Origin of the sequence: Desulfococcus sp., assembly GCF_041737845.1 — a bacterium.
Lineage (GTDB): Bacteria > Desulfobacterota > Desulfobacteria > Desulfobacterales > Desulfococcaceae > Desulfococcus.
Genome location: NZ_JBGSQX010000160.1, coordinates 43,389 through 67,446, shown reverse-complemented (window position 1 = coordinate 67,446; position 24,058 = coordinate 43,389). Strand labels below are relative to the sequence as shown.

General features: G+C 59.1%; 22 protein-coding genes and 1 tRNA gene. 16 read left to right on the top strand and 7 right to left on the bottom strand.

Annotated elements, in window-relative coordinates:
* The first annotated feature begins 163 nt into the window (after nt 1-163).
* The 4 genes from ACEW8N_RS20230 to ACEW8N_RS20215 all read left to right on the top strand — a co-directional run bounded on the left by ACEW8N_RS20230 (nt 164) and on the right by ACEW8N_RS20215 (nt 3,897).
* Nucleotides 164-433: a glutaredoxin family protein gene (locus ACEW8N_RS20230; RefSeq protein WP_373501676.1), complete on the top strand. Its 270-nt coding sequence runs from the start codon at nt 164-166 to the stop codon at nt 431-433.
* Between the two features lie 133 nt (nt 434-566).
* A complete protein-coding gene (locus ACEW8N_RS20225) occupies nt 567-1,715 on the top strand; it encodes an iron-containing alcohol dehydrogenase (RefSeq protein WP_373501675.1) in 1,149 nt (382 codons plus the stop codon).
* Nucleotides 1,715-2,959, top strand: a complete 1,245-nt coding sequence (locus tag ACEW8N_RS20220) for a nitrogen regulation protein NR(II) (RefSeq protein WP_373501674.1) — start codon at nt 1,715-1,717, stop codon at nt 2,957-2,959. The genes ACEW8N_RS20225 and ACEW8N_RS20220 overlap by 1 nt, the downstream gene beginning before the upstream one ends.
* Nucleotides 2,960-3,090: 131 nt before the next feature.
* Entirely contained in the window at nt 3,091-3,897 is an 807-nt protein-coding gene (locus ACEW8N_RS20215) for a YkgJ family cysteine cluster protein (RefSeq protein ID WP_373501673.1), read from the top strand.
* 88 nt (nt 3,898-3,985) lie between these two features.
* On the opposite strand, the gene dapA is transcribed toward ACEW8N_RS20215, so the two are convergent.
* Nucleotides 3,986-5,041, bottom strand: a complete 1,056-nt coding sequence (gene dapA, locus ACEW8N_RS20210; RefSeq protein WP_373501672.1) for a 4-hydroxy-tetrahydrodipicolinate synthase — start codon at nt 5,039-5,041, stop codon at nt 3,986-3,988.
* A gap of 179 nt (nt 5,042-5,220) precedes the next feature.
* On the opposite strand from dapA, the gene ACEW8N_RS20205 reads away from it, so the two are divergent.
* The 8 genes from ACEW8N_RS20205 to ACEW8N_RS20170 all read left to right on the top strand — a co-directional run bounded on the left by ACEW8N_RS20205 (nt 5,221) and on the right by ACEW8N_RS20170 (nt 14,671).
* Nucleotides 5,221-5,838, top strand: a complete 618-nt coding sequence (locus ACEW8N_RS20205; protein ID WP_373501671.1) for a tetratricopeptide repeat protein — start codon at nt 5,221-5,223, stop codon at nt 5,836-5,838.
* 220 nt (nt 5,839-6,058) lie between these two features.
* Nucleotides 6,059-7,372, top strand: coding sequence for a dissimilatory-type sulfite reductase subunit alpha (dsrA, locus tag ACEW8N_RS20200; RefSeq protein WP_373501670.1), 1,314 nt, complete (start codon nt 6,059-6,061; stop codon nt 7,370-7,372).
* 15 nt (nt 7,373-7,387) lie between these two features.
* Complete coding sequence (gene dsrB, locus ACEW8N_RS20195; protein ID WP_373501669.1) at nt 7,388-8,536, top strand: dissimilatory-type sulfite reductase subunit beta; 1,149 nt, start codon at nt 7,388-7,390, stop codon at nt 8,534-8,536.
* A 69-nt stretch (nt 8,537-8,605) separates the two neighbouring features.
* A complete protein-coding gene (locus ACEW8N_RS20190; RefSeq protein WP_373501668.1) occupies nt 8,606-8,848 on the top strand; it encodes a dissimilatory sulfite reductase D family protein in 243 nt (80 codons plus the stop codon).
* A 62-nt stretch (nt 8,849-8,910) separates the two neighbouring features.
* The gene (locus tag ACEW8N_RS20185; RefSeq protein WP_373501667.1) at nt 8,911-10,332 is read left to right on the top strand and encodes a cobyrinate a,c-diamide synthase; all 1,422 of its coding nucleotides are present in this window, start codon (nt 8,911-8,913) and stop codon (nt 10,330-10,332) included.
* 430 nt (nt 10,333-10,762) lie between these two features.
* Nucleotides 10,763-12,850 (top strand): acetate--CoA ligase family protein, encoded by a 2,088-nt coding sequence (locus ACEW8N_RS20180; protein WP_373501666.1) that lies wholly within the window; start codon nt 10,763-10,765, stop codon nt 12,848-12,850.
* 45 nt (nt 12,851-12,895) lie between these two features.
* Nucleotides 12,896-13,522, top strand: coding sequence for a DUF3786 domain-containing protein (locus ACEW8N_RS20175; protein WP_373501665.1), 627 nt, complete (start codon nt 12,896-12,898; stop codon nt 13,520-13,522).
* 78 nt (nt 13,523-13,600) lie between these two features.
* A complete protein-coding gene (locus ACEW8N_RS20170; RefSeq protein ID WP_373501664.1) occupies nt 13,601-14,671 on the top strand; it encodes an NADH-dependent flavin oxidoreductase in 1,071 nt (356 codons plus the stop codon).
* A 62-nt stretch (nt 14,672-14,733) separates the two neighbouring features.
* On the opposite strand, the gene ACEW8N_RS20165 is transcribed toward ACEW8N_RS20170, so the two are convergent.
* A complete protein-coding gene (locus tag ACEW8N_RS20165) occupies nt 14,734-16,020 on the bottom strand; it encodes a PLP-dependent aminotransferase family protein (protein WP_373501663.1) in 1,287 nt (428 codons plus the stop codon).
* Between the two features lie 215 nt (nt 16,021-16,235).
* Between ACEW8N_RS20165 and pdxS the strand changes: the two genes are divergently transcribed.
* The gene (pdxS, locus tag ACEW8N_RS20160) at nt 16,236-17,111 is read left to right on the top strand and encodes a pyridoxal 5'-phosphate synthase lyase subunit PdxS (RefSeq protein ID WP_373501714.1); all 876 of its coding nucleotides are present in this window, start codon (nt 16,236-16,238) and stop codon (nt 17,109-17,111) included.
* 3 nt (nt 17,112-17,114) lie between these two features.
* Nucleotides 17,115-17,687 carry a pyridoxal 5'-phosphate synthase glutaminase subunit PdxT gene (pdxT, locus tag ACEW8N_RS20155; protein ID WP_373501662.1) on the top strand — a complete coding sequence of 191 codons (573 nt, stop codon included), beginning with the start codon at nt 17,115-17,117 and terminating at the stop codon, nt 17,685-17,687.
* A 100-nt stretch (nt 17,688-17,787) separates the two neighbouring features.
* Here pdxT and fabF read toward each other — a convergent pair whose 3' ends face one another.
* The 5 genes from fabF to rpmF all read right to left on the bottom strand — a co-directional run bounded on the left by fabF (nt 17,788) and on the right by rpmF (nt 22,027).
* Nucleotides 17,788-19,029 carry a beta-ketoacyl-ACP synthase II gene (fabF, locus tag ACEW8N_RS20150; RefSeq protein WP_373501661.1) on the bottom strand — a complete coding sequence of 414 codons (1,242 nt, stop codon included), beginning with the start codon at nt 19,027-19,029 and terminating at the stop codon, nt 17,788-17,790.
* 112 nt (nt 19,030-19,141) lie between these two features.
* Nucleotides 19,142-19,384, bottom strand: coding sequence for an acyl carrier protein (gene acpP, locus ACEW8N_RS20145; protein WP_373501660.1), 243 nt, complete (start codon nt 19,382-19,384; stop codon nt 19,142-19,144).
* A gap of 24 nt (nt 19,385-19,408) precedes the next feature.
* Entirely contained in the window at nt 19,409-20,155 is a 747-nt protein-coding gene (gene fabG, locus ACEW8N_RS20140; protein WP_373501659.1) for a 3-oxoacyl-[acyl-carrier-protein] reductase, read from the bottom strand.
* Between the two features lie 2 nt (nt 20,156-20,157).
* The gene (locus ACEW8N_RS20135) at nt 20,158-21,825 is read right to left on the bottom strand and encodes an acyl-CoA dehydrogenase (RefSeq protein WP_373501658.1); all 1,668 of its coding nucleotides are present in this window, start codon (nt 21,823-21,825) and stop codon (nt 20,158-20,160) included.
* A 19-nt stretch (nt 21,826-21,844) separates the two neighbouring features.
* Entirely contained in the window at nt 21,845-22,027 is a 183-nt protein-coding gene (gene rpmF / locus ACEW8N_RS20130; protein WP_373501657.1) for a 50S ribosomal protein L32, read from the bottom strand.
* Between the two features lie 428 nt (nt 22,028-22,455).
* On the opposite strand from rpmF, the gene gltX reads away from it, so the two are divergent.
* Together gltX and ACEW8N_RS20120 are read left to right on the top strand one after the other, a co-directional pair.
* The gene (gene gltX, locus ACEW8N_RS20125; RefSeq protein WP_373501656.1) at nt 22,456-23,862 is read left to right on the top strand and encodes a glutamate--tRNA ligase; all 1,407 of its coding nucleotides are present in this window, start codon (nt 22,456-22,458) and stop codon (nt 23,860-23,862) included.
* Between the two features lie 51 nt (nt 23,863-23,913).
* Nucleotides 23,914-23,987 (top strand) — tRNA-Gln (locus ACEW8N_RS20120).
* Nucleotides 23,988-24,058: the final 71 nt, after the last annotated feature.

The window sequence follows — 24,058 nt, the reverse complement described above, 5'->3', positions numbered from 1 at the left end:
TTGTGCTGCCGTCAGGCGCGTGAGTTTGAACGCCGCGGTTCAGTGCTATTGACCGATTTAGATTTTATGATAAATTTACAAAACACGGGTTTCTGTTCAGGTGTAGGCTTTTACTGTCGCGGGTTTGGATAAGCGGCCGCGCCCCTTAAGGATTACGGAGGAGATGATGAAAGGCAATATAAAATTGTATGGGTTGTCCTCCTGTGCCCATTGCAAGAGTCTGAGGAATTTTCTCATCGACAACGAGGTTGAGTTTGATTGGACCTATGTGGATATGCTGGTCGGTGAGGAACGTAACCTGACCATGAAAGAACTTAAGGCCGTCAACCCCGATTGCTCTTTTCCGACGCTGGTGGTTGAGGGAGATGTGGTGGTCGGATATAAAAAGGATAAGGTCAGGGATTTGATTGCGGCATATCAGCGAAAGCATTAGCATGGCCGTGCCGGATGTGCGGATCCGGGCAAGACGGCGCTCAGGAGGAGCGCGTGAAGCGCCGCTGCCTGTAGGGTGAATTCTATATAGAACATCCTGAATCCGTTACAGATCGATGGGAGGTAGGGGGGCTATGGTTTTGAATGTGAAAAAATTTTCCGTACCGGAGATTTTCTTCGGGAGGGGAAGCCTTCAATATGCGGGGCTTTGCGCAAAGCGCCTCGGCGGTGAAAAGATCTTCCTGGTGAGCGACGCCGGTCTCGAAAGATCGGGTTGGGTGGACAAAGTCTTCGAGTTGCTGGAGGATGAGAACCTGAAGTGCTTCTATTTTTCGGATGTGGTGGCCAACCCGAGGGATTTTCAAGTGCAGGATGGCGCGCGTCTTTATGCCGAGAAAGGATGTGACGTGGTGATGGCCATCGGCGGCGGCAGTCCGATGGACGCCGCCAAGGGGATCGCCCTGGTGGCCAGCAACGGCGGAACGGTTCATGACTACGAAGGTGCCAATCGGATTCAGCGGCCGCTGCCGCCCATGGTTTTCATCCCCTCCACGGGGGGAAGCGGTTCGGACGTATCCCAGTTCACCATCATCAACGATGTCCGGAGGCAGGTGAAGATGTCGATCATCAGCCGGACCCTGGTGCCCAACATATCGATCATTGATCCGACCCTCCTGACGACCAAGAGCCGCTCCCTGATCATCGCGGCGGCCATCGACGCCATGGCCCATGCGGTCGAATCCTATGTCTCCCTGCTGGCCTCTCCGTTTACCGAGATTCATTCCCTCAAAGCAATAGAGCTAATCGTCCGGCACCTGCCCCATGCCGCCGAGACCCGCTCCATTGATGCCCTGGAAAACCTCTGCATCGCCAGTACCTCCGCGGGCATGGCATTCAGCAACGCCAGCCTTGGCATGGATCATGCTTTAGCGCATTCCCTGGGGGGGATGCTGGACGTCGTCCACGGGCTGATTCATCCGGTCCTCCTTCCTCATGTCATGCGCTACAACCTTCCTGCCTGCCGGGACAAGATCGCCAGGATCGGACAGATCGTGCTGGGCAGGCGCTTGAGAAACGAGGATGAAACCGCGCTGGCGGGCATCGAGAAACTGGCGGAATACTGCGGGGCGCTGAACATCTCCACGCGATTGCGGGATATCGTCCCGGACCGATCCGAGCTGCCCCGGCTCTGCAGGATGGCGTCCCATGATTCCTGCCTCCTGACGAATCCCCGCCCCGCCACATGGGAAGATATGCTTCGGGTCTGTGAGGAGGCCTGGTGATGACCAACGAAACCAAAATGGAAGACCTGATCGGCCTGGGCCATACCAAGCTCGGCTTCTTCAAGGAGGTTCAGATCAAGATTCGGGAGCTTCAGGAGACCAACCTGAAGCTCGAACAGAAACGGCAGCAGGTTCAGGCGATCATCGACGGGATCACCGATGTCATGGCGGTGGTCGGGCTCGATTTCAGGATCCAATCCGTCAATCACGTCTTCCACGCCACCTTTTCCCACCCGTCCCCCAGGGGGGAACACTGTTATCGCGTGTTCCGCGGCCAGGATCATCCGTGCGACGACTGTCCCATGGTGGCGGCGGTGCAGCAAAATGACACCTGCCGGCATATGCACATCTACAGCATGAACGGTAAAAACCGGCAGTTCGAAATCACCGCATCCCTGCTTCGGGACGGCTTTGGAAATGTGGAGAACATCCTGCTGCTGAAGCGGGACGTCACCGTTGAAAAGGCGTATCAGGCCAAATATTACCATACCGAGAAGATGGCGACCATAGGACTCCTTGCCGCCGGGGTGGCGCATGAGATCAACAACCCCCTGGCGGCCATCTCCGGATTCTCGGAGGGTTTGAGACGCCGCCTTCCCGTCCTGGAGAAGCGGCTGGGCAATGACCCGGCGGACAAGGGCCTCAAAAAGGACCTTGAGGAATACATCCAGACCATCCTGGCGGAGTGTAATCGCTGCCGGGATATAGTCCAGAATCTCCTGACCTTCAGCCCCCGGAACCGCGTCGTCCATGCGCCCCTCAATCTCAACGAACTCACGGTGGACGTCATCAAGATTCTCGAACACCAGCTCAAGAAAAAACTCCATCGCGCCATCTGCCTGGACCTGTCCCCGTCGCTGCCGTCGGTTTACGGGGTGGTCGCGGAATTGAAGCAGGTGGTCATCAACCTGGTCCTGAATGCGCTGGATGCGGTTCAGGAGAAAGGGACCATCCTGGTGCGGACGCTTCAGGAGGGGGATCGATCGATTGTGCTCAGCGTCGAGGATACGGGATGCGGCATCCTTCCCCAGGACCAGGACAAGCTTTTCGAGCCGTTTTTTACGACCAAGCCGGTGGGAAAGGGGATCGGCATCGGGTTGTCCACCTGCTATAACATCATCCAGCAGCACAAAGGAGAGATCGTCGTGAAAAGCAGGGTGGGGGAGGGGAGCGTCTTCGAAGTGCGCCTGCCCCTTGCGTCGGGGGTGCCGGCGGGGAGCCTGTCATTTTCATCCCGGCCCTGAAGATGTGAGGATGACCTTGGATTAAAGCCTGTCAAAAGCGGCTGGAATCTGCTATCATTCGACCCTTCATCAATGACGTCCGGATCCGGATGGAGATCAGATCATTAAAGAAAGGACTAAATAACAGCACGATGGACAAATCCAACGATATGGCGAGGATCGCCCCTGTCCAGTACGGCCTGGACAGCAAATTTCAATTCAGATGCCACAGCGGCGTGAAGTGTTTTACCCAATGCTGCCGGGGTATCAATATCATTCTGACCCCTTACGATATCATTCTGCTGAAGAGACGGCTTCAGTTGTCGTCGGAAGAATTTCTGGCCATATACACCCAGCCCCGGGTTTTGGAAAAGACCGACCTGCCGGTGGTCAATCTCAAGCTTCTGGATGACGAGAAGGAATCCTGCCCCTTTGTCCGGGATGACGGTTGCCTGGTTTACGAGGACCGGCCCAGCGCCTGCCGGTATTATCCTCTGGGCGTCGCGGCCCTTGCCCACAAGGAGGGCGCGGATGACGAAGGGTTCTATTTTTTTGTCAACGAACCCCACTGCCTGGGCTTTGAAGAGAAAACTATTTGGACAGTCCGTGAATGGCGGGCGGACCAAGGGGTGGATGTCCGGGATGAAATCAACGCCGAATGGACGGACCTCATCGTCAGAAAGCGCTCTTTTCCGGCCAACATCAAACTGACCGAAAGAAGCAAACAGCTTTTTTTCATGGTGAGCTACAATATCGACCAGTTCCGTCGATTTGTCTTTGAAAGCTCGTTTCTGGAGCGATACGATGTGGATCCGGACACCGTCGAGCGCATCCGGAATGACGAGATCGCGCTCCTGAAATTCGGCCTGATATGGCTCAAGGATATTTTGTTTGATTACAAAAACTTCGAGGTGAACGAGGCGGCCCAGACCCTATCGGCAAACGCGTCGAAGGCATAGGCGGTTCTCTGCACCTTGCGCGGAAGGCCTCCTGCCGCCCCGAACCCGGGAGAATCGGCAGGAGGATTTTTCAGGGGGGAGGAAGAGGCTAGTATTTTTCGTAATACAGGTGATTCCACACGCTGGGGGTGTTGAGGCGAGCGTCAATATCGATGTTGAAAAAATCGGCTGCGGGCGCAAATATCTCCGGATGTTCCGCCTGGATTTTTCTGGCAGCGCCCAACACGATGTTGATACCGTTCAGGGTCATCTTGCCCAGCGGCCTCCTGCATCCGCCGGAGGGCATGCCCAGGATCTCCATCAGGGTTTTGATCCCCAGCGGATTTCTGGCTCGGCAGGTTGCATCGCCGTAAGGCGTTTTCTCGGCGGTCGTGATCGTCACCAGTTTGAAAAGGGGGTCGAGGGCGGATTCGAGCCGGCCGGCCTTCTCGGTTTCACCCGCCTCCAGCAGTCTGACCATGTCGGCCACAGCCCCCGGGGCGATGTTGGACGCCACGGAGATCACCCCGGTTGCCCGGATGCCGGGATCCGTCATCATCCGGGCTGTCAGCCCGTCGTCGCCGGAAAGGATCGTGAATGCCGCGCCGCAGCAGGATCGGGTTTTCCGCATGTTGTCCAGGTTCCCGGTGGCCTCCTTCACCGCGGCGACATTGGGGAATGTTTCATGGAGGATGGCCAGATCTTCCGGGAGAAGCTGGGCGCCGGTCCTGCCGGGGATGACATAGGGGATCACCGCGATGTCCGGGAACTTCCGGGCGATGGGGGCCACGTACTCCCGGCGGATTTCAAGTGAACTCGGGCCGTTGTAGTAAGGGTCCACCAGCAGAACCGCATCGACGCCGGCTTTCGCCGCATGCTCTGTGGCGTCGAGGGCCTCTAGGGTATTGTTGCTTCCGGTGCCGGCGATGCATTTGCATCGATTCCGGCTCAATGTTGCGATCTTTCCGATAACGGCATTGTGCTCCCGCCAATTCAGAACAGGGCTTTCGCCGGTGGTCCCGACGGCTAAAATGCCTGTTATGCCGCTGGTGATCTGGAACTCCACCAAGCGCTCGATGCCTTCCTCATCGATGACGTCACCTGAAAAAGGCGTGATAAGTGCGGTAAACGCTCCTGCCGTTGTCATTTCTGCCATCACCGCCATAACGATTCCCCCTTTGTGATTGATGAAGTTTTTTTGAAAATCTTCCTTATATTAAATATCGATGTGTGTGTCAACTATTTTATTTTGCATAACATTTTACCCTTGACAATAATGAGCGGTCTGCGTAGTAAAGTTCTCTTCAGATCAAAAAAACTATATATTAAGGAAACTGTAAACGAATGGAAAAAGCGAAGAATGCAGAGGAATACATTGCTCAGCAACGGCAGATGATCGCCTCAAACCCGGATTGCGGGACAAGCTACTACAACCTTGCCGTCGCGCTCATCGGAATGCAGAAATACGATGAGGCCGAGAAAGAACTGGTAAAAGCGCTGGATTGCAGCCCCGGGCTGGCCGAAGCCTTTGTTCAACTCGGCGGACTGGCCCTGAGAAAGGGCGATCTCGACGCATGCCTGGACTATAACAAACGGGCGGTGAAGGCGAAGCCCGGCTTCTCCGAGGGGCATGGAAACATCGGCTTTGTGCACCTCCAGCGGGGCGAAGTGGATGAGGCCATCCAGGCGCTTCAACGGGCGACCTATTTCAATTTCCGGTTTGTTCAGGCGTTCGCATCCCTTGGCAGCGCATATCTCATGAAGGGAATGATCGACGAAAGTATCGAAAACAGCATGAAAGCACTCGTGCTCGCTCCGGACTTCGCCGTCGCTCACAACAACCTGGCCATCGCTTACCTGGAAAAAGGCGATTATGAAAAGGCGGCCGACCATTGCGGCAGGGCGGTACAGCTCGGTTATGCGGTAGCGCCCGAGATTTTGAAGGAAATCGAAAAAAAATAGAGCTTAAAAACGACCGGTTCCACCCAACCCCCTTTGAACCGTGCTTTTCTATTGACATCCGGCCGGTTTGACTTTATAAGTTCGCACTTAAGCGATGCGGTTGGTTTTTATGGGAAGAATGACGCCTGTAAATATGGAAGGTGCGCCCGAAACCCTGGTGGAAAGATGAGTTTCCTTATCGTCAGGATGGTTAATCTATAAACTACTTTATGGAGGTAAGATGATGAAGCATGAGACCCCTTTGTTAGATCAGCTTGAGTCCGGACCGTGGCCGAGCTTCGTGTCCGATCTGAAGGCAGAGGCTGAAAGAAGGGCCAAAAACGTAGAAAAGATTGATTTTCAGATTCCCAGCGATACTGTTGATGACCTCCTGGGCGTTCTCGAACTCTCTTTCAAAGACGGTACGACGCACTGGAAACACGGCGGCATCGTCGGCGTTTTCGGGTACGGCGGCGGCGTTATCGGCCGGTACTGCGATCAGCCGAACCTCTTTCCCGGGGTTGCCCATTTCCACACCATGCGCGTTGCCCAGCCCGGCGGCAAATTCTACACGTCCTCATATCTGAAGCAGCTCTGCGACCTGTGGGATCGTCGCGGCTCCGGCATCACCAATATGCATGGTTCCACCGGCGACATCATCTTCCTGGGAACCACCACCCCGCAGCTCGAGGAAATCTTCTTTGAACTGACCCACCGAATCGGTCAGGACCTTGGCGGATCCGGCTCCAACCTGAGAACTCCTGCGGATTGTATCGGCCAGGCCCGCTGTGAATACGCCTGCTACGATACCCAAGATCTTTGCTACACCCTGACCCAGGAATATCAGGATGAACTCCATCGCCCGGCGTTTCCCTACAAGTTCAAGTTCAAATTCGACGGTTGTCCCAACGGCTGTGTCGCCTCCATCGCACGTTCGGACATGTCGTTCATCGGCACCTGGAAAGATGACATCAAAATCGACCAGGAAGCGGTCGCCGCCTATGTCGGCGGTGAGTTTCCGCCCAACGCCGGCGCCCATGCCGGTCGTGACTGGGGTGCATTCGACATCCAGAAAGAGGTCGTCGCCCTTTGCCCCAGCGGCTGCATGAAATATGAAAACAAAAAACTCGAGATCAACTGTCGGGAGTGCGTTCGCTGCATGCACTGCATCAACGTCATGCCGAGAGCGCTGAAGATCGGTGACGAGAGAGGCCTCTCCATCCTTGTCGGCGCCAAGGCCCCGATCCTCGACGGCGCTCAGATGGGATCCCTCCTGGTTCCCTTCATCGTATGCGAAGAGCCCTACGACGAGATCAAGGAAGTGATTGAGAAGGTATGGGATTGGTGGATGGAAGAAGGCAAGAACCGCGAACGTCTCGGTGAGCTGATCAAACGCCAGGGCTTCCAGAAAATGCTCGAGATGACCGGTCTCGATCCCGATCCGCGCATGGTATCCGAACCCCGCTCCAACCCCTACATCTTCTGGAAGGAAGAAGAGGTCGAGGGCGGCTGGGAGCGCGACGTCAACGAATTCAGAAAACATCATCTGAGATAAGGAGGAGAGAATACCATGGCATTTATTTCTTCAGGTTATGATCCTAAAAACCCGATGAATGACAGAATCACCGACATCGGTCCGAAAAAGTACGATGAATTTTATCCTCCGGTTATCGCGAAAAACAAAGGGAAATGGCTCTATCACGAGATCCTGGAGCCGGGAGTCCTGGTGCATGTGGCCGAAAGTGGCGACGAGGTCTACACCGTCCGCTGCGGCGGCGCCCGCCTGATGAGCACCTCCTTGATCCTCGAGATTTGTGCGATTGCGGATAAACACTGCGACGGGTACCTGCGGTTCACCACCCGGAACAACATCGAATTCATGGTCGATGACAAATCCAAAGTCGACGCCCTGAAAAAAGACCTGGCCGGCCGCAAGTTCGCCGGGGGCAGCTACAAATTCCCCATCGGCGGCACCGGCGCCGGCATCACGAACATCGTCCATACCCAGGGCTGGATCCACTGCCACACCCCCGCCACCGACGCCTCCGGTACCGTCAAGGCGACCATGGACGAGGTGTTCAGCGATTTCCAGAACATGAGACTCCCCGCCCCGCTGCGGATCTCCATGGCCTGCTGCCTCAACATGTGCGGCGCGGTGCATTGCTCCGATATCGCCATCCTCGGATACCATCGGAAACCGCCGATGCTGGATCATGAGTATCTGGACAAGATCTGTGAAATCCCGCTGGCCATCGCCGCCTGCCCCACGGGCGCCATCAAGCCGACCAAGGTCGAGCTGCCGAGCGGAGAAACCGTAAAGAGCGTCGCGATCAACAACGATCGCTGCATGTTCTGCGGCAACTGCTACACCATGTGTCCGTCGCTGCCGCTGGCCGACAAGGAAGGTGACGGTATCGTCCTCATGGCCGGTGGAAAGGTCTCCAACCGTATCAGCGAGCCCAAGTTTTCCAAGGTTGTTGTCGCCTTCCTGCCCAACGACATGCCTCGCTGGCCCGATATGACCGCCACCATCAAGAAGATGGTCGAAACTTATGCGGGCGACGCCAAAAAATACGAACGGCTGGGTGAATGGGCCGAGCGTATCGGATGGGAACGGTTCTTCGAGAAATGTGAGCTGCCCTTCACCCATCATCTCATCGATGATTTCCGTGATCCGGCATACTATACCTGGCGACAGTCCACACAGTTCAAATTCTAATATCGCTGTACCATAACCCGCGGGGAATGCCTTCGTGCATTCCCCGCTTCCGGATTAAGGGGTTTATTCATGGAATACGAGGAAGCCAAAAAATTGATCGTTGAGGAGTTGACCAAAAAGCTGAAGTCAAAAAGCAAGTTCTACTTCAACGATCTGTCCGGCATCCTGGGCATGAAACCCAGGGAAGCCAAGAAAATCGTGAGCAAACTGGTTGAAGACGGCGTTCTGGAATACTGGTCCAGCGGCAGCACGACCATGTACGGCATGCCCGGAACCGGGAAGCAGGCTGCCGCCGAACACGAAGACGAATAAAAATATCCGGTTTTCAGAGCGATCCGCTCGTCCGCTCTTTGATTTTGTCTCAGGCTCCAACCATGCGCCAAGGCCATATCGATTTTCCCAGGATATTTATCGCAGGCTTGCGAGGGGGCGCTGGTAAAACCATTCTGTCGATCGGAATCATCGCAGCATGGAGGAGACTGGGCAAATCCATTGCGCCTTATAAAAAAGGTCCTGACTATATTGACGCGGGCTGGCTGGCCCTAGCGGCTGGTCGGCCCTGCTACAACCTGGATACCTTCCTGGTCCATCGATCGGATGTCCTCCGGTCTTTCCTCACCCACACCCACCCCCATGATATCGCCGTGATCGAAGGCAACCGAGGCCTTTATGACGGCATCGACACCGAGGGCTCGACGAGTTCGGCCGAGGTGGCCAAGCTGTTGAAAACGCCTGTGGTGATCAGCCTCGATTGCACCAAGACCACCCGGACCATGGCTGCCGTGGTGTCGGGATGCCTGCAGTTTGATCCCGATCTCCGGATCAAGGGCGTTATCCTCAACCGGATCGCGGGGCTGCGCCATGAAGAGAACCTGAGAAAGAATATCGAACACTATTGCGGTGTGCCGGTGGTGGGCGCGGTGCCGAAGCTCGACGCCCAGAATTTCCCGGAACGACACATGGGGCTGGTCCCGACCCCCGAGCATTCATGGGCGGTTACCTCGGTCGATGCTGCTGCAGAGGTCGCCTTTCGCTATCTGGATATGGCATCCCTCGAGCGCATCGCCGTCGAGGCGGCGTCCGACCCTGTGCCGGTGGAGTTTCCGCTGCCCGCCCCCCAACTCGATGTGACGATCGAAGGCACAAAGCCGGTGATCGGCATCATTCGCGATTCGGCCTTTCAGTTTTATTATCCGGACAATATCGAGGCCCTCAAGGATGCCGGGGCCGAGGTGGTCTTCCTGAGCGCGTTCGACGCCGGCCCCTTTCCAGCGGTGGACGCCCTTTACATCGGGGGCGGGTTCCCCGAGACCCATGCGGAGCGCCTGGAGGGAAACGCCGCGTTCAGGGCCGGATTGAAAGCCCGCGCGGAAGCCGGAATGCCCATCTATGCCGAATGCGGCGGCCTCATGTATCTGGGCGAGGCCTTGGTCGTGGGCGGCCGGAGATACGCCATGGCCGGGGTGCTGCCCGTTGTTTTCGGCCTTTCGGAGCGTCCCCAGGGGCTGGGGTATACCCTGGTCAGGGTCGAGTCGGAGAATCCGTATTACGATGTCGGCACGGAGATCAGAGGCCACGAATTCCGCTATTCCCGGGTCCTGGAGTGGCGCGGAGACGACCGAAGCCTGATCTTCGGCATGGAGCGGGGCACCGGCTTCATCCATGGGCGGGACGGCATCAGTTATAAAAATGTCCTCGCCACCTATACCCATATCCACGCGCTGGGGCTGCCCAACTGGGCGAAATCCATGGTGGCCGCGGCCGCGGCTGCAAAACGGGCTCGTTTTTCGCGATAATTCCACCGAAATTTTCTTCCCGCTGAAGGGACAGGGCGTAGGCCCCAGGGAGCCCCATTCGGCTGGCGCAGGAATACCCCCGTGCATTTCAGCGGGTTTTCCCGGGGGACTCCTCCGCGATGGCGCACCGCGCCTTCAGGGCCGGCGGCGGTTCAAGGGCGGGAGAGGGATACGGGCGCCCCGAGAGGCGCCCGTTGGATGAGGGAGGAGGAAAGATGAAACGACTTGAGGTGGGCGTCGTTTTGATTCAATATAGGCAAGACAAATGACGCCAACATGACGCCGTCATGACGAAACGGTCATGTAGCGCCGAATGGCCAGGCGTCACTGGTTTCCGTCAGTTCTCTCCGGATTTTTCTCAGCCGTGAAGATAGGAGAGGACGGTCGTTTAAAACAGGCAGGGCACACCAGTTTTTCAAAGGGAAATTCAATGGACTATTTTTTTAAGCCAAAAGGAGTCGCGGTCATCGGCGCCACGGCGAATCCGAAAAAAGGCGGCAATATCATCGTTGCGAATCTGACCAAGGGCTACACCGGGAGGATCTACCCCGTGAACCCGAGGTATGGCGAGATTGAAGGCCTGAAATGCTACCCCTCGGTGATGGATGTCCCGGATCCCGTGGATCTGGCTGTTGTCTTCGTCGGCGCGGGGATGGTACCCGGCGTGATCCGGGACTGTGCGGCTAGGGGTATTCCCGGCGCCATGCTGGAGTCGGCGGGGTTTTCCGAAACCGGCCCCGATGGGGCGGCCCTGCAGCAGGAAACCGCACGGATTGCAAGGGATGGGGGCATCCGTCTCTGGGGTCCCAACTGCATGGGGCTGGTGGACGTGAAAAACCGGAGCGTCTTTTCGACGGTGACGCCTTCCCTCTGGGAAACCATGATTCCCGGAAGCGTATCCCTCATCGTCCAGAGCGGCATGCTTGCCGGGGCGTTTCTCATCGATCTGATGTCCCACGGCGTGATGGGCATCGGCAAGGTCTGCTCCATCGGAAACAAGATGGACGTGGCAGAGTGCGACCTTCTCGAATATCTCCTGGCGGATGACGAGACAGCGGTCATCGGCCTTTACCTGGAGTCGATCCTTGACGGGGCCGGGTTTATTTCCCTTTGCCGGAAATGTCCCAAGCCGATCGTCGTGTTGAAGGGCGGAAAGTCCCGGGAGGGTGCTGCCGCAGCAATGAGCCATACCGCCAGCATGGCCGGCGACGGAGCGGTGGTCAGCGGCGCGCTCCGCCAGGCCGGGGTGATCGAGGCCGATGACTTTTACCAGATGCTGGATTACTGCCGGGTCCTGGAGAGCTTCCAGGATCTTCCGCCCGGGCGGAAGAACCGGGTGGCCGTCATGACCTACAGCGGCGGCGCGGGCATCGTATCGTCCGATTTTCTGCAACACAACGGGTTGGCCCTGGCGTGCCTGTCGCCCGGGTCCATCACGCGCCTGAAAGCGGTTTTCCCCCCCTGGATGGCGCCGGCCAACCCCGTGGACCTCTGGCCCGGTATTCTTGTCAACGGCACCCACCGGGTATATAACGAGACGGTGAAGGTGCTCCTGGCCGACCCGGGGGTGGATGCCGTCTTTGCCCATTGCTTTGCCGGCGGGTTTGATCTGGATCCCGACCTTGCGGCCATGGCGCGTCTGGCGAGGAGCGCTCAAAAACCGCTCATCTGCTGGATATCCGGCGAACGGGAGGCGGTCTTCCGATTTCAGCAGGAGGCCCTGGCGTTGAATCTACCGGCATTTCGGGAGGTCTGCCGGGCGGTCGAGTGCCTGGGGGTGCTGCTCGGGTACCATCAACGGAAGCATGAGCCGGCCGGCGACGCATCCGCTCCCGTACCGCCGCCCATCCACGGCCGGGATATTCCGGCCGACCTGATCGACGGGTGCTGCGGCGTTCTCGATGAACGCAGGTCCAAGGCGATCCTGAAACAGGCGGGGATCCCCGTTGTGAACGAGGCTCGGGTGGGGTCTCCGGAGGAGGCCCGCGCGGCCGCCCTGCGGTTCGGGTGGCCCGTGGTTCTCAAGGGGATTGCGCCGGGGGCCGTCCACAAGACCGAGGCCGGCCTGGTGGCGCTCCATATCGACACGCCGGAGGCCCTGTTTCGGGCGTACGACCTCATGGTCGCCCGGGTGGGGGCGGGCGGCGAGGTGCTTCTCCAGCCCCAGCTTCCCTCGGGGCTGGAGCTGATCGCGGGGCTGGTCCGCGACCCCCAGTTCGGGCCCTGCGTCATGTGCGGCCTGGGAGGGGTCATGACCGAGGTGCTGAACGACCGGGCCTTTGCCTTGGCCCCCTTGAGCCATGAAGAGGCGCTGGGGCTCATCGGCCGGCTAAAATCCCAGCGGCTCCTCGACGGGTTCCGGGGGGCGCCCGCCCTGGACCGGAACGCCCTGGCCGATGCCCTTGTCCGCCTGGGGGCGTTGGGCGCGGGGTTCCCCCAAATCCGGGAGATCGACGTGAACCCCATGATCGTCGTGGACGGCCGACCGACGGCCGTGGATGCCTCGGTGATCCTCTGATCTTTTTTCCGGACCGTCTCGGACGCCTTGGAAAGGAATCAACCCATGAAGGAAACATCCCCCGTTTTTGAAGAGAATTACCAGTATTATCTGGACCGGCTCGGTGCGGTCCATCTCCCTTCTCTGGCGGAGGTGCTGGGCGCCGGGGTTGAGGACGACGGTCTCGCCATCTCTTTTTTCGGCCGGCCGCACCGGATCTCGGCCGGCGGGGTGATCGGGCCGGACGGAGGCCGCCCATCCTACAGCACCTGCATCATCCTGTTCAAATACGTGCTGCTGTGTCCCGAGAACGCCCCGCCCGGGGGGCCGTGGACCTCTTTCAAAGATTTCAGGGACGCGGGGCCTCTGGTCGTTTTTTTCACAAACGAGGTTGAGGCCCTGCTCGCGCATCGGTTTCAGGGGGAGCGGAGCCGTCTCGCATCCGTGGCGAAACAACTGGGCGGCAGGACGCCGGAGGAAGCCTACTCCCATGACCTGGCCGTGCAGTTCGATCCCCTTCCCCGGGTGTCGATGCTCATGCTCTTCAATGATCGCGACGAGGAATTTCCCGCCGGCTGCTCGGTTCTTTTCGAGAAAAGGACGGAGAACTATCTGGATATGGAGTCGGTCGCCGTCCTGGGACACGTCCTCTCGGGGACTCTTGTTCAGCTCAAGAACGCCGGAATTCCATGACGCTGTCCATTCATGAACGATAACCCCGGCCGCATCGCGGATGGGATATCCCCGGTACGGCCCTTCAGGGAGGAAAAGATGGCAGAGGACCTGTTGTTTTCACCGTTTCAGATAGGGCGTTTCACTGTCAAAAACCGCCTGGGCGTGGCCCCCATGACCCGGATGTCGTCGATCTTGGACAGTATCCCCCGGCGGGATGTCCTCGATTTCCTGGTCACGCGGGCGGAAAAGGGCGCCGGAATCGTCTATACCGAGGCCATCGTCACCGATTACGAGAGTGCCCAGGGCTATCCGGGCCAGGCCCGGCTGACGACCCAGCGCCAGATCAACGTCTGGTCCCGGGTCGTTGAAAATATCCGCCGCCGGGGCGCTCTGTCGATCATGCAGATGTTCCACTGCGGCCGGATGGCCTGGCCCGAGGTCAATCCCGCCGGCCGGGTGATCGCCCCCACCGCCGCCGTCCCCCGGCAGAACAATCCCCTGACGGGCCGGCCGTATCCCCTGCCGGATGAGATGAGCCGCTTCGACATCGAACACGTCGTCAACGGGTTCGTAGAGACCACCAGAGGCGCTGTGGCCGCGGGGTTTGACGGTATCGAAATCCACGGTGCCCATGGATACCTCATCAGCCAGTTTCTTTCGGGATATTCGAACCGCCGAACCGATGCCTACGGCGGTTCGGCGGAAAAGCGCTACCGCTTCGCCCACGAGGTGATCCACGCCGTCCGCGAGGCGGTTCCCCGGGACCGGCTCCTCCTTTTCAGAATCTCAAACTGGGGCGTGGCCGACAGCCAGGTTTCGCTGTTTGCGGATCAAGCCGAGTATCAGGGCATCGTCCGCAGGCTTTCCGAAGCGCCCATCGACGCCATTTCGGTGTCGACCTACGGATACGGCGACGCGGCCTTCGGGTCGGGAAAGACCATGGCCCGCCTGACCCGGGAGGCCACGGGGCTGCCCATCCTGATCTGCGGCAAGGTCCATGACCGGCGGAGTGCGGAAGAGGCGCTCCAGGACGCCGATATCGCCCTCTCCGGAAAGACGGCCCTGCTCAACCCGGACTGGGTGGAAGACCTTCGGGAGGGGAAGGCGCTTCCCCTTTACAAGGCCGAGGATGCCAACATCGCCTATACCGCCGAACCTCTTCCGTGATCGTCCGCCCTTCCCCCTTTGCCCGGCCGGGCCCCCCCCTCGCGCTCCCGCCGGGGGGGCGCTCAGTGCCGGCTCTCCTCCGGTCCGGTCCGGGCAATCGAACGGGCCAGGAGGTCCGTGATATAGGCGGCGCCCAGATCAAAGGCCGCGTCATCCATGTGCATGAACGAAATCCGGAAAAAATTCCTGAATGCGGGTGAAAACGAAAACTCCTCCCCCGGGGTCCACGGGACGCGGGGGAGGGCCACGGCCTGCTGGGATTTGACCCAGAGGTTGTATCCCGACTGGTCGTGGGGAATGGACAGGAAGGGATGGGCCGCGATCACGTCCGTCAGCCTGCGCCTCCGGTCGCGCACCCGCCGCCGCGTCTCGGCGATATACGCCGCATAGCCTCCCTCCCGGATGAAACGGGTGGCGAATTTCTGCAGCAGCCCCGTGGATGCGATATCCGACATGAATTTCGTGTAGATGAACTTGTCAAATAGGGATTCGGGGACGATCATGGCCCCGAGCCGGACACCCGAAACGGTGGTTTGGGACAGGGACTTGATATAGATGGTCTTCTCGGGAAGGATATCCACAAACCGCGGAAGGGTCTGCCCGGTGAACTCCGACAGGTAATCGTCCTCGATCAGATAAAAGGGAGACCGTTCGGCCCGCCGGGCCAGGGCCTCCTTTTTCTCCAGGCTGTAGGAGATGCCGGTGGGGTTGTGTACCGCCGGCATGGTGTAGAACAGCTTGATGGCGGGGGAGAGCTTGTGGTCCAGCGCCGCCAGATCGGGGCCGTCGGCGTCCAGGGGGACGAAATGGCGGGCCTTGAAGAGGGAGACGGCCCCGGGATAGGTGGGGTCCTCGAACAGGATCGCGTCGGAGATGTTGGTTGAAAACACCTTGGCGGTGAGATCAAGCCCCTGCTGGGCGCCCGATACGATGAACATCCGCTTTGTGGGCAGGCGGTAAAATTCCCCCAGGGTCTCGATCAGCTCCCGGTCGCCCTCCACCGGCGGGGGGGAGAAGGCCCGGCTCCGCTCCTGGTCGAACAGATCCGAGAAAATGCGTTTGGCCGTCTCGAAAGGGAAAAAGGATTCGGAGATGTAGGCGGTCCGGAAGTCGAAGACCTCCCCGCCGCTCGCGATTTTTTCAGGAAACCGGACAAATGAGCCGCTGCCCACGACGTTTTCAATCATTCCGCCGCGCCTGAGTTCGTCGAAGGCTTTTTGGACCGTCAGCTTGTTGCATTCAAATTCGAAGGCCACCTGCCGGATGGACGGGATTTTCTCCCCGGGCTTGTAACACCCTTCCCGGATGCGCCGGGCCAGTTCTTCCGCAATATCCTTGTACAGCGCCATGGCTTCCTTGTTTTGTACTTGACAAAAATAGTACAATATAGAGAATGTACTAATTGCAGTGAATAAATGTACGATGACAAGATCGGGCTTTTTTGAGGGGCTGCCGTCCGTGCGAACGACAGCCCGACGACCGGATCGGGCAGGCGACATGAACGGCTTGCGCCGCGATACCCGACGGTCGGTTCCCGGTCAATGATCCCAAAACATAGAAAGGAATAAAGGTGAGTCGAGAGAAAGTCAACAAAGGCTTTGCCGAGATGTTCAAGAACGGCGTGATCATGGATGTCACGACACCCGAACAGGCCCGGATCGCCGAGGACGCCGGGGCGTCCGCGGTCATGGCGCTGGAGCGCGTGCCCGCGGACATCCGGACCCAGGGGCAAGTGGCGCGCATGAGCGATCCGGCCATGATCGAGGCCATCATGGCGGCGGTGTCCATACCGGTCATGGCCAAGGTGCGGATCGGCCATTTCATGGAATCCCGAATTCTTGAGGCCCTGGGGGTGGATTTTATTGACGAGAGCGAGGTCCTGACCCCGGCCGATGAGAGCCGCCATGTGGAGAAGCGGACCTTTGCCGTCCCCTTTGTCTGCGGTGCCCGAAATATGGGGGAGGGGCTTCGCCGCATCTATGAAGGGGCTGCGATGCTGCGAACCAAGGGGGAGGCCGGAACCGGGAATGTTGTGGAGGCCGTGCGTCATATCCGCACCATCGCGTCTGAAATCGAAGCCCTGAAAGGCATGGACGACAGGGCCCTCGAAGAGACGGCAGCCCATTGCCGGGTGCCGCTTGAACTGATTCGGATGACGCGGGACCAGGGCCGTTTCCCGGTGGTCAATTTTGCAGCCGGCGGCATCGCCACCCCGGCGGATGCCGCCCTGATGATGGCTCTGGGCGTGGACGGCATCTTTGTCGGATCGGGGATCTTCAAATCCGAAAATCCCTCCAAGACGGCATCGGCCATCGTCCGGGCGGTAATTCACTGGGAGGATCCCGTCAAGCTCGCCGACATCTCGAAGAATTTAGGGGCGGCCATGGTGGGCCTGGAGATGGACCGCCTCGAGACCCGGATGGCCGAGCGGGGGCGGTGACCCGTGACGGTGGTGGGGCTGTTGGGGCTGCAGGGGGCGTTTCTCGACCACATCCGCCATCTGACGTCCCTGGGGGCCGGATACCGGATCATCCGTGACGCCGCGGGGCTGATGGCGGTCGATCGGCTCATCATTCCCGGCGGGGAGAGCACGGTCATGGGAAAATTTCTTCAGGAATTCAGGATGATCGATCCCCTCAGGGCGCGCATCGCCCAGGGGATGCCCGTCTGGGGCATCTGCGCCGGGGCCGTGCTCCTGGCCGGGACGGTGGACGGCGGGCCCGGGCGGCTCCAGGTCCTTCCGGTGTCGGTGGCGCGGAATGCCTACGGCCGACAGCTGGCCTCCAGGGAGCACGACATTGACATTCCGATTCTGGCGGCCGCGGGCGGAGCAAGCCCTTTCCCGGCGGTCTTCATCCGGTCGCCGCGGATCCTCGCGGTGGGGCCGGAGGTGGCGGTCCACGCACGGGCGTTCAAGGACCCGGTCTTTGTTCAGAAAGGCCGGGTCATGGCGACGACCTTCCATCCCGAACTGACGATGGATCCTGTGTTTCACCACTATTTCATGGGGTTGTAGCCGGCTTTCCGGTGATGCCCGGGGGAGCTGAAAAAAAAGAGCATCCCCCGGGCAGGGATGCTCTTCTGGAACGATCATGTTGTTCCGCCGCAGCCGGACGTCAGGGTTTGTATTTCCCCACGATGATGGTCGCGTTGGTGCCGCCGAATCCAAAGGAGTTGCTCATGGCGATGTCTACCTTGGTGTTTCGGGCGACATTGGGCACGTAATCGAGGTCGCACTCCTCGTCTCCGCTTTCGAAATTGATGGTGGGCGGAATGATGTCGTGGTAGGCGGCCAGGGTTGTGAACACGGTCTCGACGCCGCCTGCAGCCCCCAGGAGATGCCCGGTCATGGATTTGGTCGAGCTGATGGGAACCGAATTGGCGTATTCTTTGAACACCGTCTTGATGGCCCGGGTTTCGTAAAGGTCGTTCAGGGGCGTCGAGGTGCCGTGGGCGTTGATGTAGTCGATCCGGTCGCAGGAGATGCCCGCATCGGAGATGGCGGCTTCCATGCAGCGGACCGCGCCCTCCGCGTCGGGCGGAGGAGAGGTCATGTGGTAGCCGTCCCCGCTCATCCCGTAGCCCAGGATTTCGCCGTAGATTCTGGCCCCGCGTTCCAGAGCGTACTCGAGCGCCTCGATGATGAGGATGCCGGAGCCTTCCCCCACCACAAAGCCGTCCCGGTCCTTGTCAAACGGACGGGATGCCTTCAGGGGATCGTCATTCCGCGTGGACAGGGCCTTCATGGCGCCGAACCCGGCCACGCAGGTCGGCGTGATCACGGACTCCATGCCGCCGGTGATCACCGCGTCGGAAAATCCCCGTTGAATGTTCTTGTAGGCTTCGCCCACCGCATGGGTCCCGGCGGCGCAGGCCGTGGCGATGGAGAGGTTCGGACCCCTGGCCCCGAACTGGATGGAGATCATTCCGGCGGCCATGTTTCCGATCATCATGGGGATGAAGAAGGGGCTCACCCGTTTCGGGCCGCGGGTGTTGATGATCATCGTATGCTCTTCCAGGGTCGCAAGACCCCCCAGCCCGCAGCCGGTGATGACCCCCACCCGGGCGCCGTTTTTTTCGTCGATGGTCAGCCCGGCGTCTTCCACGGCCATGCGGGATGCGGCAAGGGCGTAAGAGATGAAGAGCTGATTCCGTTTGGCGTCCTTCTTGGGAACGAAGTCCTCGGGGTTGAAGCCTTTCACTTCAGCGGCGATTTTTGTGGTGTAGTCGGATGCATCGAACCGCGTGATTTCGCCGACACCCGATTTCCCGGCGCACAGTGCAGCCCATGATGCGTCCACACCGATCCCCACCGGTGTTACCAGTCCCAATCCTGTGATAACGACCCGCCTGTTCAAGAGGTCCTCCCTTTCCGAAAACAATAAGCATCGTTCAGGCTCCAGACATCGAAAACCCATGCCGCCTGAAACCCGAACGGGTCAATTCTGGAATGCCGATACGGATACGGTATCAGGAATTCTTTGCGATGTAGTCGAAGGCGTCCTGAACCTTCACCATCTTTTCGGAGTCATCGTCCGAGATTTCAATATCGAACTCTTCCTCCATGGACATGATCAGCTCCACCAGATCCAGGGAGTCGGCGCCCAGATCGTCCACAAAGGAGGCTTCGGGCACAATCTCCGCAACATCCACGCTCAGTTTTTCTGCAATGATCTTTCTGACTTTTTCTTGAATCTTATCGATATCGGCCATAATTTCTCTCCTGTTTTCGTTTGCTTACATATACATTCCGCCGTTCACGTGGAGCACATGCCCCGTGATGTAGGCTGCTTCCTCGGATGCCAGGAAACGGACGGCCGCCGCGATTTCCCGGGAGGTCCCGGGGCGTCCCAGGGGAATCTGGGCGATCATGGCCTCCCGCTGGGCGTCCGTCATGGCGGCGGTCATATCGGTTTCGATGTAGCCGGGCGCCACCGCGTTCACGGTGATGCCCCGCGACGCCAGTTCCTTGGCAAGGGCCTTGGTCAGGCCGATCAGGCCCGCCTTGGCGGCGACGTAATTGGCCTGCCCGGGATTTCCCGAAGCCCCGACCACGGAAGAGATGTTGATGATCCTCCCGCTCCGCTGCTTGAGCATGGCCTTGGCCGCGATTTTGGACGCCTGGAACGCCCCCTTCAGGTTGACGTCCATGACGGCATCCCAGTCGGATGTTTTCATGCGGACGATCAGGCCGTCGCGGGTGATGCCCGCGTTGTTCACCAGAACATCCAGGCCCCCGGTTTCTTTGATCACGCCGTCCAGAAATGCCTTGACCTCGTCTTCGGACGAGACGTCCACCTGGACGCCTTTGCCGGTCCCGCCGGCCGCCGTAATGCGCCGCTCCGTTTCCGCCGCTCCGGCCGCATCCGTTGCATAGTTGAAGAATATCCTTGCGCCGGGCGCGGAGAATGCCTCGCAGACGGCCCGGCCGATGCCTTTGGACCCGCCGGTGACGACGATGGTTTTATGGGAATGCTCCGACATGGTTACCTCCCGAACAGATTGTCCGCAACCCGGTCCATATCCCCGATGGTGTTGCGGCAGCTCTGGGCCAGGTCATCCAGGCCCGTGGACGCGGCAAAGGCGCCGACCGCCTCCGGCGCAAGCACTCCCGTTCCGGTCAGGATCCGGAGGGAGTTCCGGGTGATCAATTCCGAAACCTCGGCCGCGAAAACTCGGGACATCGCCTTGGAGTCGTCGGCCCCGGGGTCGCCCGCCTCGGCGAGTCGGACCGTTTTTCGCCCCATGGCGGCGCCGACCTCCACATAGGTCATCATGTCCGCCAGCAAAAACATGATCATCTGCTGCTTGGTCAGGCGGTTGTCGTGCACGCAGTCGATCAGCGCGTTGAGGACTCGGGCGGAACTGCCGTAGAAGCGGCACCCTGCATCCCCGACCCGCTCATGGAGCGCGTCCATGTCCGACGCGATGTCCTGGTAGAAGGCCCCCTTGGTTTTCCGGCTCGTTTTCCACCGGAAGGTGCTGATGATGCTCTGCTGGATCTCGCTGGTGCCTTCGTAGATGGTGGTGATCCTTACGTCCCGCTTGATCTTTTCAACTTCATACTCGGCGATGTAACCGTATCCGCCCAGGGCCTGCATGCAGCTGTCGGCCGCCAGGTTTGCCGCCTCGGTGGTGAACAGCTTCCCGATGGAGCCCTCCACCTGAAGATCGCTCTCGCCGGCGTCCAGGCGGATCGCCGTCTCTTCGATGTAGGCCTCTGCCGCCGCAAGGCGCACGGCATGGGGGACGATCAGCTTGTGGGTGTACCCCTGTTTCTCCGAGAGGGGGGAGCCGAACTGGATCCGCTCCTTAGCGTAGGGGATGGCGATATCCATGGCCGCTCGGGCCGCGCCGATCGCCATGGAGGCCACCATCAGGCGCGTGTAGCCGAACACCATGTTGGCCTGCTTCAAACCCTGGCCGGTGACGCCGCCGATCAGGTTTTCTACGGGCACGAAAACGTCCGTGAACGATAGCGGAGAGGTGTTGGAGGCCCGTATGCCGTGCTTTTCCTCCCCCTTGCCCTGAACATAGCCCTTTGTCCCCTTTTCGACGACGAAAAAGCTGGGGCCTTCCGGCGTGTCGGCCAACACGGTGATGAAATCCGCGTAGCCCCCGGTGGAGATAAACTGCTTGCTGCCGTTGATGATGTAGCCGGTGATCTTCCCGTCTTCCCCCATCACCGGATCCGCCTTGGTCTTGAGGGCGGCGAGATTGCTGCCGGCGTTGGGTTCGGTCACGGCGTAGGCCACCAGGGTGTTGCCCGCGGCGATGGCCCCCAGCCATTTTTCCTTCTGCTCATGGGTGGCGCCGACCAGGATCGGGTCGGCCCCCAGTTGGACGGCGAAGAATCCTGTGCCGACGCCCAGGCATATCTTGCACATTTCGCTGATGACGGCGTGGCAGTCCCGGGCGCCGCCGCCCATGCCGCCATATTCCTCGGGGATAAAAAGGAGCTGGAGGCCGATATCGGGGCCCAGCATTTCCCGGATCACCTCATCCGGAAAAATCTCCTTTTTGTCGAACTCAAGCACTCTTTCTTTGGTCAGGAGCCGCTTTCTGAGCTGCTGAACGGTCTCCACGACCATCTGTCGGGATTCCTCGTCCAGACCGACAAGGTCGGCGGCTTCCGGGGTCTTCTTAAAAGACATGGGTCAACTACCCTCTTATTTAATCCTCTTTTTTATCCAGGACGCTCCGTCCTTTATAATCGCCGCATTCGAGGCAGGCATGATGGGGCAGTTTTGCTTCGCCGCATTGGGGGCATTTCATCACCTCGGGGCCGCTGATGCTGTCGTGTGTCCGTCGTTTATCCCGTTTTGATTTGGATGTTTTTCGCTTGGGTACAGCCATTAGTAATCTCCTAACATGCTTTTATTATTTTGTTATTCTGAAATCTTGACGCTAATCAGAATCCTGCCTCTAGTAATTGAAATAGCGATGAATGTCAAGAATTTTCATGATATTTTTTGGGCGCGCTCTTGTGCTATGGTTTTTGATATGCTATGGAGTCGATCCGGGAATAATCCCTGCCGGAATTTTACGGCAGGGCTCCGGCAATTCCCCGTAAATCCGTTGCTCAAAACCACTGAATGACGCGCGGGGTTCACCATGGCCCCGTTCGGGGCCGTTTGGATGGAACACGGCGGCCTGCAGGGGGCCGGCAGTGGAAACCCATGGGGAAAGCCCGTGGGAACGGTTCGATGACTAATTACTAATGCTACATCCCATATCTTAAGTCAATACAGCCCCCAAAGCGGCGGGCGGACATCAGGAGAATTATGAAGAAAGAAATCGTCACGCGGTTTCCGCCGAGCCCGACGGGATATCTCCACGTGGGCGGCGCCCGGACCGCGCTTTTCAATTGGCTCTATGCGCGGCGCAGCGGGGGCAGATTCGTCCTCAGGATCGAGGATACCGACCTGAAGCGGTCGACCCGGGAATCGGTGGACGCCATCTTCGAGGCCATGGCATGGCTCGGGATAGACTGGGACGAAGGGCCGTATTTCCAGTCGGAGCGGTTTGACATATATAAGGAATACGTCGCGACCCTCGTCGCCTCGGGCCATGCCTACCACTGTGACTGCCCTCCGGAGAAGGTCGAGGAGATGCGTCAGAAGGGGCTCGCGGCCGGCGGAAAGGCCAAGTATGACGGCACCTGCAGGGAGAAGGGTCTGCCCGGTGGAGAGGGAACTGCGATCCGATTCAAGGCGCCCTTGACCGGAACGACCGTCATCGAAGACAGGGTCAAGGGCAACATCGTTTTCCAGAATGCCGACCTGGACGACTTTGTCATCGCCCGGAGCGACGGCACCCCCACCTATAATTTTGTCGTGGTGGTCGACGACATCACCATGGGGATCAACACCATCATCCGCGGGGATGACCATGTCAGCAACACCCCCAAGCAGATTCTCCTGTACAAGGCGCTGGGGGCCGAACTGCCGGTGTTCGCCCATGTGCCCATGGTGCTGGGAAAGGATAAAACCCGGCTGAGCAAACGCCATGGCGCCATGTCGGTGACGGAATACAAGCGAATGGGGTTTTTGCCCGATGCGTTCATCAACTACCTTGTGCGGCTGGGCTGGTCTTACGGAGATCAGGAGTTTTTTACGCGGAACGAGCTGGTTGAAAAATTCAACCTGGAGAACATCGGCAAGTCGGCCGGCGTGTTCGACCCGGAAAAACTGACGGCCCTCAACGCCGATCACATCAAGGCCGCGCCGCCGGAAAGGCTGATCCCTCACCTGATGCCTTTTCTGCAGGAGAAGGGGGTTCAGGCGGATGACGCCGCCTACCTTGTCAAGGTCATCCAAACCCTGAACGCCCGGAGCAAAACCCTCGTGGAGATGGCGGAATCCGCCCTTTTTTATTACCAGGACGCCATTGCTTACGACGAAGCCGCGCTGAAGAAGACCTTCACCCCGGATGCCGCGGCGCCCATGCGGCAATTGATTCACGAACTGGAGGCCCTGGAGGATTTTTCCGAAAAGGCCCTGGAGGGGGCGTTCCTGAAGGTCATGGAACTCACGGGGCTCAAGCTGGGGAAGATTGCCCAGCCCGTCCGCGTAGCGCTGACGGGAAGAACCGCGAGCCCGGGCATCTTCGAGATCATCGAGATCCTGGGCAAGGAAGCCGTGCTCAAACGGCTTGATGCGGCCGTCAGGATCATCGAGGGGAAAAAGTAATTTTTTTCTTGACACAATTCAGGCTTTTGGATAAAAGAGCCTGATCTTTGATGAGGGATCGTCTAGTGGTAGGACGACGGGTTCTGGCCCCGTTAACCAAGGTTCGAATCCTTGTCCCTCAGCCAAACAAATTCAAAGGGTTGCGGAGACTGCTCCGTGGCCCTTTTTTGTTGGAAAAATCTTCTCCCAGTTTTTT

Coding starts and splice junctions, on each gene's coding strand:
- ACEW8N_RS20230 (WP_373501676.1), top strand. CDS start 164: ATGATGAAAGGCAATATAAAATTGTATGGGTTGTCCTCCTGTGCCCAT.
- ACEW8N_RS20225 (WP_373501675.1), top strand. CDS start 567: ATGGTTTTGAATGTGAAAAAATTTTCCGTACCGGAGATTTTCTTCGGG.
- ACEW8N_RS20220 (WP_373501674.1), top strand. CDS start 1,715: ATGACCAACGAAACCAAAATGGAAGACCTGATCGGCCTGGGCCATACC.
- ACEW8N_RS20215 (WP_373501673.1), top strand. CDS start 3,091: ATGGACAAATCCAACGATATGGCGAGGATCGCCCCTGTCCAGTACGGC.
- dapA (WP_373501672.1), bottom strand. CDS start 5,041: ATGGCGGTGATGGCAGAAATGACAACGGCAGGAGCGTTTACCGCACTT.
- ACEW8N_RS20205 (WP_373501671.1), top strand. CDS start 5,221: ATGGAAAAAGCGAAGAATGCAGAGGAATACATTGCTCAGCAACGGCAG.
- dsrA (WP_373501670.1), top strand. CDS start 6,059: ATGATGAAGCATGAGACCCCTTTGTTAGATCAGCTTGAGTCCGGACCG.
- dsrB (WP_373501669.1), top strand. CDS start 7,388: ATGGCATTTATTTCTTCAGGTTATGATCCTAAAAACCCGATGAATGAC.
- ACEW8N_RS20190 (WP_373501668.1), top strand. CDS start 8,606: ATGGAATACGAGGAAGCCAAAAAATTGATCGTTGAGGAGTTGACCAAA.
- ACEW8N_RS20185 (WP_373501667.1), top strand. CDS start 8,911: ATGCGCCAAGGCCATATCGATTTTCCCAGGATATTTATCGCAGGCTTG.
- ACEW8N_RS20180 (WP_373501666.1), top strand. CDS start 10,763: ATGGACTATTTTTTTAAGCCAAAAGGAGTCGCGGTCATCGGCGCCACG.
- ACEW8N_RS20175 (WP_373501665.1), top strand. CDS start 12,896: ATGAAGGAAACATCCCCCGTTTTTGAAGAGAATTACCAGTATTATCTG.
- ACEW8N_RS20170 (WP_373501664.1), top strand. CDS start 13,601: ATGGCAGAGGACCTGTTGTTTTCACCGTTTCAGATAGGGCGTTTCACT.
- ACEW8N_RS20165 (WP_373501663.1), bottom strand. CDS start 16,020: ATGGCGCTGTACAAGGATATTGCGGAAGAACTGGCCCGGCGCATCCGG.
- acpP (WP_373501660.1), bottom strand. CDS start 19,384: ATGGCCGATATCGATAAGATTCAAGAAAAAGTCAGAAAGATCATTGCA.
- fabG (WP_373501659.1), bottom strand. CDS start 20,155: ATGTCGGAGCATTCCCATAAAACCATCGTCGTCACCGGCGGGTCCAAA.
- ACEW8N_RS20135 (WP_373501658.1), bottom strand. CDS start 21,825: ATGTCTTTTAAGAAGACCCCGGAAGCCGCCGACCTTGTCGGTCTGGAC.
- rpmF (WP_373501657.1), bottom strand. CDS start 22,027: ATGGCTGTACCCAAGCGAAAAACATCCAAATCAAAACGGGATAAACGA.
- gltX (WP_373501656.1), top strand. CDS start 22,456: ATGAAGAAAGAAATCGTCACGCGGTTTCCGCCGAGCCCGACGGGATAT.